The sequence below is a fragment of the Pseudomonas sp. NS1(2017) genome (genome assembly GCF_002269425.1).
GTDB lineage: Bacteria > Pseudomonadota > Gammaproteobacteria > Pseudomonadales > Pseudomonadaceae > Aquipseudomonas > Aquipseudomonas reactans.
In genome coordinates this window covers 3332795-3344190 of record NZ_CP022960.1, presented here as the reverse complement: position 1 = coordinate 3344190, position 11396 = coordinate 3332795, and the positions used below count along the sequence as shown (strand labels likewise).

General features: G+C 62.3%; 14 protein-coding genes. All 14 read right to left on the bottom strand.

The features are described from left to right. Positions 1–4 precede the first annotated feature (4 nt). On the bottom strand, positions 5–709 hold the full coding sequence (gene phnF / locus CI807_RS15900) for a phosphonate metabolism transcriptional regulator PhnF (RefSeq protein ID WP_167351257.1): 705 nt from the start codon (positions 707–709) through the stop codon (positions 5–7). A gap of 36 nt (positions 710–745) precedes the next feature. Next, positions 746–1528, bottom strand: a complete 783-nt coding sequence (gene phnE, locus CI807_RS15895; RefSeq protein WP_016978496.1) for a phosphonate ABC transporter, permease protein PhnE — start codon at positions 1526–1528, stop codon at positions 746–748. 139 nt (positions 1529–1667) lie between these two features. Further along, positions 1668–2669, bottom strand: coding sequence for a phosphonate ABC transporter substrate-binding protein (gene phnD / locus CI807_RS15890; protein ID WP_095015297.1), 1002 nt, complete (start codon positions 2667–2669; stop codon positions 1668–1670). Between the two features lie 32 nt (positions 2670–2701). Further along, on the bottom strand, positions 2702–3535 hold the full coding sequence (gene phnC / locus CI807_RS15885; protein WP_095015296.1) for a phosphonate ABC transporter ATP-binding protein: 834 nt from the start codon (positions 3533–3535) through the stop codon (positions 2702–2704). A 371-nt stretch (positions 3536–3906) separates the two neighbouring features. Further along, on the bottom strand, positions 3907–4302 hold the full coding sequence (locus tag CI807_RS15880; RefSeq protein WP_095015295.1) for a hypothetical protein: 396 nt from the start codon (positions 4300–4302) through the stop codon (positions 3907–3909). 15 nt (positions 4303–4317) lie between these two features. Then, positions 4318–5505: a c-type cytochrome biogenesis protein CcmI gene (ccmI, locus tag CI807_RS15875; RefSeq protein WP_095015294.1), complete on the bottom strand. Its 1188-nt coding sequence runs from the start codon at positions 5503–5505 to the stop codon at positions 4318–4320. Further along, positions 5498–5971, bottom strand: coding sequence for a cytochrome c-type biogenesis protein (locus CI807_RS15870; protein ID WP_017136200.1), 474 nt, complete (start codon positions 5969–5971; stop codon positions 5498–5500). Before CI807_RS15870 ends, ccmI begins: the two co-directional genes overlap by 8 nt. Further along, positions 5968–6504, bottom strand: coding sequence for a DsbE family thiol:disulfide interchange protein (locus CI807_RS15865; RefSeq protein WP_016978490.1), 537 nt, complete (start codon positions 6502–6504; stop codon positions 5968–5970). The genes CI807_RS15870 and CI807_RS15865 overlap by 4 nt, the downstream gene beginning before the upstream one ends. Continuing rightward, a complete protein-coding gene (locus CI807_RS15860; protein WP_095015293.1) occupies positions 6501–8489 on the bottom strand; it encodes a heme lyase CcmF/NrfE family subunit in 1989 nt (662 codons plus the stop codon). Before CI807_RS15860 ends, CI807_RS15865 begins: the two co-directional genes overlap by 4 nt. 3 nt (positions 8490–8492) lie before the next feature. Further along, positions 8493–8948 (bottom strand): cytochrome c maturation protein CcmE, encoded by a 456-nt coding sequence (gene ccmE / locus CI807_RS15855; protein WP_028615684.1) that lies wholly within the window; start codon positions 8946–8948, stop codon positions 8493–8495. Then, on the bottom strand, positions 8945–9121 hold the full coding sequence (ccmD, locus tag CI807_RS15850) for a heme exporter protein CcmD (RefSeq protein ID WP_061435869.1): 177 nt from the start codon (positions 9119–9121) through the stop codon (positions 8945–8947). The genes ccmE and ccmD overlap by 4 nt, the downstream gene beginning before the upstream one ends. Then, on the bottom strand, positions 9118–9873 hold the full coding sequence (locus CI807_RS15845) for a heme ABC transporter permease (RefSeq protein WP_016978486.1): 756 nt from the start codon (positions 9871–9873) through the stop codon (positions 9118–9120). The genes ccmD and CI807_RS15845 overlap by 4 nt, the downstream gene beginning before the upstream one ends. A gap of 83 nt (positions 9874–9956) precedes the next feature. Beyond that, a complete protein-coding gene (ccmB, locus tag CI807_RS15840) occupies positions 9957–10625 on the bottom strand; it encodes a heme exporter protein CcmB (RefSeq protein WP_003189951.1) in 669 nt (222 codons plus the stop codon). Beyond that, the gene (ccmA, locus tag CI807_RS15835) at positions 10622–11257 is read right to left on the bottom strand and encodes a cytochrome c biogenesis heme-transporting ATPase CcmA (protein WP_095015292.1); all 636 of its coding nucleotides are present in this window, start codon (positions 11255–11257) and stop codon (positions 10622–10624) included. Before ccmA ends, ccmB begins: the two co-directional genes overlap by 4 nt. Positions 11258–11396 lie beyond the last annotated feature (139 nt).

Sequence of the window (11396 nt, the reverse complement as noted above, 5' to 3'; positions counted from 1 at the left end):
TCCATCAGGTCACCACTTGGTACTGGAAGCGATCCGAACGGCTGGTGGACTGCGCCAGCTCCACCGGGCGGCCGTCGCGATCGCGGGAAAGGGTAAATACGGTGAGGGCCGGCAAGTGCCGAGGCATCATCAGCAGCGCGGCTTCATCACGGTTGGGCAAGCGCGCACCGATCAGGCTTTGGGTGCGCGTCAGCGGCAGGTCGCGTTCGCGCAGGTACTGGCGCAGCGAACCACCGGTGTAGTCAGCCAGCAACGGCGCACGGCTGGCGCAGTAGCGATGGCGGATCAGGCTGACGGGCTGGTGGTCGAGCTTGCGCAGGGTCTGCAGCTCGATCATCGGCGCCATTTCGGCAATGCCCAGGTGCTGCGCTTCATCCCGACTGGCGTAGCAGTAGCGGCGCTTGAGCAGCACCGCCTCGACGCCCACGCCCTGGGCCGACAGTGACTGGCTGTAGGAGGTTTCGGCGCCCATCGGGTAGATCAAGGGGCGATCAAGTACCTGGGTGCCCTTGCCCTGGCGGCGCAACAGGCTGCCTTCGAATACCAGCTCGTCGATGGCACGGCGCAAGGTGTGGCGGTTGACGCCAAAACGCTCGGCCATGTGCACCTCGCCGGGCAGGAAGTCGCCGGCGCTGTAGCTGCTCAATTCACGGCGCAGGATATCCGCGAGTTCGCGGTACACCGGCTCATCTTGTCTAGACAACTGCATGCTTAAAAAAAGCGCCGCGCGGGCACCCCTCCGACGTCAGATGAACTGCTTGCGCAGGCGTTGGGACAACACGTCGATCAAACTCACCACCACGATGATCACCAGCAGCACCGCGCAGGTTTGTACAAACTGGAAGGCGCGGATGTTTTCCCAAAGGATCACGCCGATCCCGCCCGCCCCGACCATGCCGACCACCGTGGCCGAGCGCACGTTGGCTTCGAAGCGGTACAGCGCGTAACTCACCCACAGCGGCATCACCTGGGGGATCACGCCGTAGATCACTTCTTGCAAGGCACTGGCGCCGGTGGCACGTACGCCTTCCACCGGGCCTGGGTCGATGGCTTCGACGGCTTCGGCAAACAGCTTGGCGAGGACGCCGGTGGTGCTGATCCACAGGGCCAAAACGCCGGCAAAAGGACCGAGGCCGACGGCGACCACGAACAGCATGGCGAACACCATTTCATTGATGGAACGAAAGGCGTCCATCACCCGACGCAGCGGCTGGTGAATCCACCACGGGGTGATGTTGTCGGCACACAGGATGCCCAGCGGCACCGAGCAGACAATCGCCAACACCGTGCCCCAGAGCGCGATTTGCACGGTGACGATCATCTCCTTGAGGTAGGAGCGCCATTCGTGGAAGTCCGGCGGGAAGAAGTCGGCGGCGAAGGTCGCCATGTTTCCGGAGTCGCGGTACAGCGCCAGCGGGTTCATCTCAGCGCCGTGCCAGGCCCAGGCCAGCAGGACCAGGAACAGGCCCCAGCCGAGGTATTGCGGCCAGGTGCGTTTGCCGACGGCTTCAGCGTGCAAGGTTGTCATGGGTCACTCTCAGTCGCTTTCTGTAGGAGCGAGCTTGCTCGCGAAGATCGCCAACGATGACGCGGGGCGCCTGGAGAACCGTGGCGTCCTCGAGTTTTTCGCGAGCAAGCTCGCTCCTACAGTGATAGGTGGCGGCCGGTTAGCCGTTGGAGGCGGTTTTTTTGTCGAGTTCAGAGATGCGCTGTTGCAGCTTGGCCAGATCAGCATCGATGTCGGCGAGCTTCTTGGCCTTGTCAGCCGCTTCCAGCTTGTTGTCGGCGCTGATGGTGGTGCGCTGCTTGAACAGCTCCAGCTGGCGGATCGGCAACAGTTGGTCGTCGCTGGAGGCGAGGAACTTGCCCAGTTGCATGTTCTTCAGCACTGCCTTCTCTTCATCGGTGTCACCGTAGTGAGCGAAAAAGTCGCGGATCTTGGTTTTCTCGCTGTCGCTCAAGGCCTTGCTCCACACCATCGGGTCAGCCGGGATCAGCGGCGATTTCCAGATCACCTTGAGCATGGCGGCCTTGTCCGGCTGGGTGACTTCCAGGCGTTCCCAGCTTTCGGTGTTGAAGGTGGCGACGTCCAACTGCCCTTTGGCGACGCTCAAGGCGTTCACTTCATGGCTGGAGTTAAGCGTGCGTTTGAACGCGGTGGCGGCATCCACATTGTTCTTGGCAAACACGTAGTAGCCCGGTACCAGGTAGCCCGAGGTGGAGTTCGGGTCACCGTTGCCGAAGGTCAGGTTCTTGGCATTCTTGAGCATGTCTTCGACGTTGTTGATCGGGCTGTCCTTGCGCACGATCAGCACGCTCCAGTAACCGGCGGCGCCGTTGGCGGCGGCGGTCTGGGCGAAGATCTCGCCGTTGGAACGGTCCACCGCTTCCATCGCGGCCTTGTTGCCGAGCCAGGCCACGTCGACCTTGTTGAAGCGCATGCCCTGGATCAGGCCGGCGTAGTCGGAGGCGAAGGTGGCGTTGATGGTCAGGCCGGTCTTCTTGTGCATGTCATCCAGGAACGGCTGCCAGATGCTCTTGAGGTTCTGCGAAGACTCGGTGGACATGATGCCGAAGTTGATCGCTTTGTCGGCGGCATGGGCATTGCCCAAGGCCACACTGGCCAGCAACACCGCAGACAGAAAAACATGACCGATACGGTTCAACATGGAAAGGATTCCTGTGGGTCGTGAGTAGGGTTTCAAGCGCGCGCCAGGGCCAGCCGAGGGGTGACGGTGGTGTGGCGGGACTGGTCGGAAAACATCAGGCTGGTGTCGACGTCGGCACCGTACAAATCATTGAGGAAGTGGCTGCTCATCTCGCTGCCCTGGCCGTCGAAATGAATGCGGCCACCTTTAAGGGCCACGGCACGCGGGCAATAACGCATGGCGTAATCGACTTGATGCAGGGTCACCACCACGGTCTTGCCGTCGCGGCGATTGATGTCGGCGAGGATCTCCATGACCTTGCGTGCCGACTCCGGGTCCAGCGAAGCGATAGGTTCGTCGGCCAGAATCACCTCGGCGCGCTGGGTCAATGCACGGGCAATCGCCACGCGCTGCTGCTGGCCGCCGGACAAGGTCGAGGCCCTTTGCGCGGCCAGGTCGGCCAGGCCAACGCGTGCCAGGGACTCCATGGCGAAGGCTTTCTCTTCAGCATTGAACAAGCCCAGGTTGCCGCGCCAGCGCGGCATGCGGCCCAGGCAACCGAGCAGCACGTTGTCGAGCACGCTCAGGCGATTGACCAGGTTGAATTGCTGGAAGATGTAGCCGATGTCTGCGCGCAGCCGCCGCACCTTGCCATTCAAGCGCCCACTGGCCTGCACTTCCCGGCCCAGCACCTTGACGCTGCCGCCATTGCTCTTGTCGCAACAGGCCAGGCCCGCCAAGTGGCGCAACAAAGTGGACTTGCCGGAACCGGAAGCGCCAATCAGCGCGACCATCTCACCTGGGGCAATGGTGAGTTCGAGGTCGACCAACGCGGATTTCTTCGCAAAGGTCTTGTTCAAGTGATCGACATGGATAGCGTGATTCATGGGCTTCTCTGTCTTGTTTGAACAGCCAGGGGATGGCTGCGGTTGAGTTCAAACGACAGTAGGCGCGGGAGGTGTCAGCCCTATGACTTGCGCATGACTGGAGGGGGACGGTTGGATGAAGGTTTTGTGAAAGGTTGGAAGTGGTCGAATGATCGTTCCCACGGTGGATGAAGCGCTGAATCAGGCGTGTCCGGTGGACTGACAGCCTACGCGATCCCCTGTAGGAGCTGGCTTGCCAGCGATGGTCGTTAACGATGACGTGGGCATTCAGGATGGGCGTGGCGCCTGGGCGTTTTTCGCTGGCAAGCCAGCTCCTACAGGGGGGATGCTATAAATAGGCATGAAAAAGGCGACCCGAAGGTCGCCTTTTGTCATTGTGCGTATTGCTTGCTCAGTCCCGGCGGCACGCCTTGCACGTCGGTCTCTTCCCACGGCCCGTTCGGGCTGATCGAGCGGCTCCAGCCGTTGCTCCAGCGGTAATACGTGCGCTGGCGGTAGAAGGTGTCGGGCTGTTCGTCCAGCACATACACCTGCATCTTGCCGTCCCAGTGGCTCACAGCGCCCGGTGGTGGGGCGAAGGTCGCGGATTTGGTGGGGACCGGTTTCGGTGCTGGAGTCACCGGGCCCGAGGGCTTGGTGCTCGGCTGGGTCGACGGGCCTGACGGTGGGATGGTCGGGCCGGTAGGCGCGGGAGGTGGGCGGTGGACCGCACAAGCGCTCAAGCCCAATACCAGGCTAAGCAGGGTGATGCGTGCAAATGCGGTCATAGGCGTTTCCTCGATTTACTTGTCCGGACTGTCGATGGTCAGCTGCTGCAGGGCAGTCGTGGTGCTGGCCAAGGGTTGGCTGCGGCCGATCCACTCGCCAGCTGTCGGAACACCAGCCCGGGATATGCGCGCAACCAGTTGGACTTCGGGGAAGTTCGACAGTTTCAACTGCGGCATCATTGCGTCAGCATCGCCCAGTTCGACGGTGATCGGCAGTTCGGCGACGGTGACGCGTTTGGCGGCCAATGGCGCCGGTGGGCCGGAGACCGCACGGGCAAAGATGAACACGCTGTCAGTCGGCAGGGCTTTGGCCTTCACGTCGGCGCTCAGATCCACCCGAACTTTCATCGCGGCTTTTTGAGGGGCGACGGTGCCGCCGCTTTCTTTCAGCTTCTCAGCAGCGCGATCAATACCACCTTGCAGCGCTGCGCGGGAGTTGTCTTCCGGTGGCAGTTGCGCCAACAGCCGGTTCCAGTAGTCAATCGCCTCCTGATAACGCTGGCCTTCAAACGCCGCGATACCGAGCAGACCCAGGCTGGTGACTTCCTTCGGATCCAGCTTCAAGGCCTCATCGGTCAGCGCCTGAACCTTGGGCGACCACTGCTTGTTGTCGGCAAAGTACTGCGCCTGGGCCCACTGGCCGAGCAGTTCCGGCTGGCGCCCGGCCAGGGCCACGGTGCGTTCGAAGACCTTGGCCGCATCAGCGGAACGGTCCTGGGCCATGTAAGCACGGCCGAGGAAGTACAGGCCTTCCGCCGAGTCCGGCTGGGCGGCGGCGGCGCGTTCCAGGCGCTGGGTCATGTCTTCCATGGACACCGGCGGCTGAGAGAATTCGCGGGTCAGTTCAACCTTGTCGCTGGCCCCGTAATGCAGGTACAGCGCAACGCCGAGGACAGGCACCAAAAACGCCGCCAAAAATGGCAATGGCTTGCCCAGGCGTGATTCGCGCGGTTTTTCCACGCCTTCGGTGTCGGCCAGTAATTCGCGGGCGGCTTCGGCGCGGCCGGTGTCGAGTTGAGCGGCATTGAGCACGCCTTCATCCTGCTGCACTTGCAGCTCGGCCACACGTTCCTGGTAGAGCGCCACGTTCAGCGCGGTGCGGTCCTCTTCACGCTGGGCGCGGCGGCCACGCAGTACAGGGATCAACAGGAAACTCAGGGCAATCAGAAGCAGCAAGCCGGCTGCGAGCCAGAAATCAATCATCAGTCTTGGTGTCCAGCAATTGGTCGAGGCGTTTACGCTCATCAGGGGACAGCGCGTCGGAACCGTCAGTCGGCGCGGCGCGACGGCGGCGCACGATCACGGCCATGACGACGACGCCGGCCAGCAACAGCCCGGCAGGGCCGAACCAGAGCAGCGCGGTCTTGCCGGTGAGGGCCGGTTTGTAGCGCACGAAATCACCGTAGCGGTCGACCATGAAGTCGATGATCTGCTGGTTGTCCTTGCCCTCCCCCAGCATGCGGAAAATCTCTTTGCGCAGGTCGGCGGCGATGGGTGCGTTGGAGTCGGCGATGTCCTGGTTCTGACACTTGGGGCAGCGCAGTTCCTTGGTGAGTTCGCGGAAACGCTCGCGGTCACCGTCCTTGGCGAATTCGTAGGTGTCGATGGCGGCATGGGCGACGCCGACCAGTCCAAGCGCCAACACCGCAGCGGCTAACAGACGCTTCATGGCTTGGCCTCATCGACCAACGCCTGGTACTTGGCGGCCAGTTGCTCGCGCCAGACCACTTCGTCGATCACGCCGACGTACTTGTCGCGGATCACGCCCTTGGCGTCGATGAAGAAGGTTTCCGGGGCGCCGTACACACCGAGGTTCAGGCCGAGGTTGCCGTCTTCATCGCGGATATCCAGCTGGTACGGGTTGTGGAACTCGGCCAGCCACTTCAAGGCCGCCGCATTGTCGTCCTTGTAGTTGATGCCGTAGATCACCACGCCCTTCTCGGCCAGTTTGTTCAGCACCGGGTGTTCGACGCGGCAGGAGATGCACCAGGTGCCCCACACGTTGACCAGCGCCGGTTTGCCCAGCAGGTCGGCCTGGGTCAGGGTTTTGTCGCCCTGCACGGTCGGCAGCGAAAACGCCGGGAACGGCTTGCCGATCATCGCCGAAGGCAGCTCGGCCGGGTCCAGATACAACCCGCGATACAAGAACACCGCGACCACCAGAAACATCGCCAGCGGCACAACCATCAACCAACGCTTCATGCCGCCGCCCCTTGCAGGCCCAGTGCTTCACGCACCCGGCTCTTGACCTTGACCCGATAACGCCGGTCCAGCGCGGCCAGCAAACCACCGAAACCGGTGAGCAAGCCGCCGAACCAGATCCAGCGTACAAACGGTTTGACGTGCACGCGCACGGCCCAGGCGCCGTCGCCCAAGGGTTCGCCCAGTGCCACATACAGGTCGCGAGTGAAACCGGCGTCGATGCCGGCTTCGGTCATCATCGAACTCTGCACGGTGTACAGGCGTTTTTCCGGGTGCAGCACAGCGATTTCCTTGCCGTTGCGGACGACACGAACGGTGCCTTTGTCCGACGTGAAATTCGGCCCTTCGAAGTGCTTGGCACCCTCGAAGATGAAGTGGTAACCGGCCAGGTCCATGGACTCACCCGGCGCCAGGCGCAGGTCGCGCTCGGCGCTGTTCTGGCTGGAGAGCACCACGCCAAGGGCGCATACGGCGATGCCGATGTGGGCGATCTGCATGCCCCAATAGCTGCGGGTCAGGCTGGGCAGGCCTTTGAGCAGGCCTTTGTGGCGAGTCTTGTCGACGATATCGCGCACGCCGGCCAGCAATACCCAGGCGGCGAGCAGGAAGGTCGCGAGTACGGCCCAGTTGAAGTCGCCATAGGCAAACCCGGCGATCACCGCCAAGGCCACGCTGCCGAGCAGCACCGGCATCAGCATGCCCACCAGCCATTTCACCGGGGTGTCTTTCCAGCGCACCAGCACGCCAACGGCCATCACCACCATCAACAGCCCCATCAACGGGATAAACAACGCGTTGAAATACGGCGGCCCCACAGACAGCTTGGCGCCGCTCAGGGCATCCAGCACTAATGGATACAGGGTGCCGAGCAGAATCATCGACGCTGCCACCACCAGCACCAAGTTATTGCCCAACAACAATGTTTCCCGCGACCACAGATTGAAACCGACTTGGCTCTTGACTACTGGCGCGCGCAACGCAAACAGCGTCAGGGAGCCGCCGACCACAAACAGCAGGAAGATCAGGATGAACACGCCGCGTTCCGGGTCGGAGGCAAATGCGTGCACCGACGTCAGCACGCCCGAACGCACCAGGAAAGTGCCAAGCAGGCTGAGGGAAAATGCCGCGATGGCCAGCAACACGGTCCAGCTTTTGAACACGCCGCGTTTTTCGGTGACGGCCAGCGAGTGAATCAGCGCCGTGCCCACTAGCCATGGCATGAAGGAGGCGTTTTCCACCGGGTCCCAGAACCACCAGCCGCCCCAGCCGAGTTCGTAATACGCCCACCAAGAGCCCAAGGTGATACCAATCCCCAGGAAAGCCCAGGCCACGATGGTCCACGGCCGCGACCAGCGCGCCCAGGCCGCATCGAGACGCCCACCGAGCAGCGCGGCGATGGCGAAGGCGAAGGCCACCGAGAAACCCACGTAACCCATGTAGAGCATCGGCGGGTGCACGATCAGGCCGATGTCTTGCAGCAGCGGGTTGAGGTCATGCCCGTTTGTAGGAATCTGCGGCAGGATGCGGCTGAACGGGTTGGAGGTCATGATCAAAAACAGCAGGAAGCCGATGCTGATCATGCCCATCACCGCCAGCACCCGGGCCAGCATCACTTGCGGCAGTTGGCGCGAGAACACCGACACGGCGAAGGTCCAGCCGCCAAGGATCAAGGCCCACAACAGCAACGACCCTTCGTGGGCGCCCCACACGGCGCTGAACTTGTAGTACCAAGGCAAGGCCGTGTTGGAGTTGTTGGCGACGTAGGCGACGGAAAAGTCGTCGGTCATGAAGGCGTAGGTCAGGCAACCAAAGGCGAACAGCAGAAAAGCAAACTGGCCCCAGGCTGCCGGCTGCGCCAGGCTCATCCACAGGCGATCACCGCGCCAGGCACCGAGCAACGGCACCACGGCCTGGACGACGGCAAAACATAGGGCGAGGATCATCGCCAACTGGCCGAGTTCGGGAATAAACAGAGCGGCGTTCATGACTCAACCCTCCTTGGCGGGGGTGGGGGCGGACTGGCCGCTGTCTTTGAGGGCTTTGGTCACCTCAGGCGGCATGTATTTTTCATCGTGCTTGGCCAGCACTTCATCGGCCACCACCACGCCGTCGGCGTTGAGCTTGCCCAGGGCGACGATGCCCTGGCCTTCGCGGAACAGGTCCGGGAGGATGCCGCGGTAAGTGATGGTCACGGCTTTGTTGAAGTCGGTGACCACGAAGGTCACGTCGAGGGAATCACCGGAACGCTTCAGCGAGCCCTGCTCTACCATGCCGCCGGCGCGAATCCGCGTATCCACAGGGGCTTCGCCATTGGCAATCTGGGTCGGGGTGTAGAACAGGTTGATGTTCTGCTGCAGGGCACTCAAGGCCAGGGCCACGGCAATGCCGACGCCGGCCAGGATGGCAAGGATGATCAACAGACGCTTTCTACGCAGCGGATTCACTTTTCGGTCTCCCGGCGCAGACGACGCGCCTCTTGTTGCAGGTAACGCTTGCGGGCCAGGATCGGCGCCGCGACGTTGAGGGCCAGCACCGCCAGGCAGATGCCATAGGCCGTCCAGACATACAGGCCGTGATGGCCCATGGCGAGAAACTCGCTGAAAGAAGCAAAACTCATGCGCGCGCTCCCAGGCTGTTTTGCACTTCGGCCTTGACCCAGCTGGCGCGCGATTCACGTTTGAGCACTTCAAGGCGCATGCGCATCAGCAGCACGGCGCCGAAGAAACAGTAGAAGCCCAGCACCATCAGCAGCAACGGCGCCCACATTTCCACGGGCATTGCCGGTTTTTCGGTGAGGGTGAAGGTGGCGCCCTGGTGCAGGGTGTTCCACCACTCCACCGAATATTTGATGATCGGGATGTTGATCACGCCAACAATCGCCAGCACCGCACAGGCCTTGGCGGCACTGTCACGATTACTGATCGCGTTGCCCAGGGCAATCAGACCGAAGTACAGGAACAGCAGGATCAACATGGAGGTTAATCGCGCATCCCACACCCACCACGAACCCCAGGTGGGCTTGCCCCAGATCGCACCGGTGACCAGCGCGACGGCGGTCATCCAGGCGCCGATAGGCGCGGCGCATTGCAGGGCCACGTCCGCGAGCTTCATCTTCCACACCAGGCCGACGATGCCGCACACCGCAAGCATCACGTAGCAGGACTGGGCCAGCATCGCGGCGGGAACGTGGATATAGATGATGCGAAAGCTGTTGCCTTGCTGGTAGTCCGGCGGCGCGAAGGCCAGGCCCCAGACCAGGCCGATGCCGATCAGCAATACGGCAGCGATGCTCAACCACGGCAGCAGCTTGCCGCTGATGCCATAGAACCATTTGGGCGAGCCGAGCTTGTGAAACCAGGTCCAGTTCATTGCTGTTTCCATCACGGTAGCTTTTCGTCGTTGCGAAAAGCTTAGGGTCTTTACTGGTTAAGACAACGCTTAACCAGACCTCATTATTCGCCGACGCTGATCTTCAGGCCGGCCGCTATAGCAAAGGGTGTCAGGGTTACCGCCAGGGCGGTCAGGCTACCAAGCCACAGGAGGTAACCGGTCGCCGGCATGCCCATGAGCGCGGCCTGCAAAGCACCGCTGCCCAGGATCAACACCGGGATGTACAAAGGCAGAATCAACAGGGCCAGCAACAGGCCGCCCCGCTTCAAACCCACGGTCAACGCTGCGCCCACCGCCCCCAACAGGCTGAGCACCGGCGTACCGAGCAACAAGGACAGGAGCAACACCGGCAGGCATTCGACGGGCAAGCCCAGCATCATCGCCAGCAGCGGCGAGAGCAAGACTAGCGCCAAGCCGGAAAAAGCCCAGTGTGCCAGTACCTTGGCCAGTACCAGAAGTGGCAGGGGGTGCGACGAAAGGACCCACTGTTCCAGGGAACCGTCTTCGAAATCACTGCGAAACAGCCCGTCCAGCGAGAGCAGGACCGATAAAAGCGCCGCCACCCACACCAGTCCTGGGGACAAGGTTTGCAACAGTTTAGTCTCGGGGCCGACGGCCAACGGGAACAACGCGATGACAATCGCGAAGAACACCAGCGGGTTGGCCAGTTCCGCCGGGCGACGGCAGAGCAAGCGCGCTTCCCGGGCGACCAACAGGGCGAATACGCTCATGCCGACCACCGCCCCAGGTCAAGATCACGGTAGCCGGCGGGCATGCGCGTCAGGGTGTGGTGGGTCGTGAGGATGACCAGACCGCCCCGCTCGCAATGTTGGGCCAGGTGTTCTTCCAACTGGGCGACGCCTTGTTTGTCGAGGGCGGTGAAGGGCTCGTCGAGAATCCACAGCGGCGGGCCCGGCAGATACAAACGCGCCAGGGCCACGCGGCGCTGCTGGCCGGCGGACAGGGTGTGGCAGGGAACATCCTCGAAACCCTTGAGGCCGACGGCGGCCAGGGCCTGCCAAATGGCATCGCGGGACGCGGGATGATGCAGGGCACTGAGCCAGCTAAGGTTTTCTTCGGCGGTGAGCACGTCCTTGATGCCGGCGGCGTGGCCGATCCAGATCAGGTTGCGCGCAAGTTCTGTGCGTTGTTCGTGGAGCGCCTTGCCATTGAGCCGAACTTCGCCTGCGGTTGGCTGCATCAACCCGGCCAACAGGCGCAACAAACTGGTCTTGCCGCTGCCGTTGGGGCCGCTAACCTGCACCATGTCGCCGCCCGCCAGCCGCAGTTCGAGGTGCTCGAACAGCAGGCGCAGGTCGCGTTCACAGGAGAGCGCTACGGCTTCAAGAAGAGGGCTGGTCAAAAGATCGCGGGCCTTTACGGTTCAAGTCGGCGGTGCAGCGGCCGTTAAAGAGAAATGCACAATAACGGCTTTGGCGACCGATTTTAGAGAGCTGGATCAAATAGTTGTGAGGTTTTTACCGCTCTCGTTGCAGACGGGC

Excerpts from the sequence above, each read along its gene's own strand:
- phnF (WP_167351257.1), bottom strand. The coding sequence starts at position 709 with ATGCAGTTGTCTAGACAAGATGAGCCGGTGTACCGCGAACTCGCGGAT.
- phnE (WP_016978496.1), bottom strand. The coding sequence starts at position 1,528 with ATGACAACCTTGCACGCTGAAGCCGTCGGCAAACGCACCTGGCCGCAA.
- phnD (WP_095015297.1), bottom strand. The coding sequence starts at position 2,669 with ATGTTGAACCGTATCGGTCATGTTTTTCTGTCTGCGGTGTTGCTGGCC.
- phnC (WP_095015296.1), bottom strand. The coding sequence starts at position 3,535 with ATGAATCACGCTATCCATGTCGATCACTTGAACAAGACCTTTGCGAAG.
- CI807_RS15880 (WP_095015295.1), bottom strand. The coding sequence starts at position 4,302 with ATGACCGCATTTGCACGCATCACCCTGCTTAGCCTGGTATTGGGCTTG.
- ccmI (WP_095015294.1), bottom strand. The coding sequence starts at position 5,505 with ATGATTGATTTCTGGCTCGCAGCCGGCTTGCTGCTTCTGATTGCCCTG.
- CI807_RS15870 (WP_017136200.1), bottom strand. The coding sequence starts at position 5,971 with ATGAAGCGTCTGTTAGCCGCTGCGGTGTTGGCGCTTGGACTGGTCGGC.
- CI807_RS15865 (WP_016978490.1), bottom strand. The coding sequence starts at position 6,504 with ATGAAGCGTTGGTTGATGGTTGTGCCGCTGGCGATGTTTCTGGTGGTC.
- CI807_RS15860 (WP_095015293.1), bottom strand. The coding sequence starts at position 8,489 with ATGAACGCCGCTCTGTTTATTCCCGAACTCGGCCAGTTGGCGATGATC.
- ccmD (WP_061435869.1), bottom strand. The coding sequence starts at position 9,121 with ATGAGTTTTGCTTCTTTCAGCGAGTTTCTCGCCATGGGCCATCACGGC.
- CI807_RS15845 (WP_016978486.1), bottom strand. The coding sequence starts at position 9,873 with ATGAACTGGACCTGGTTTCACAAGCTCGGCTCGCCCAAATGGTTCTAT.
- ccmB (WP_003189951.1), bottom strand. The coding sequence starts at position 10,625 with ATGAGCGTATTCGCCCTGTTGGTCGCCCGGGAAGCGCGCTTGCTCTGC.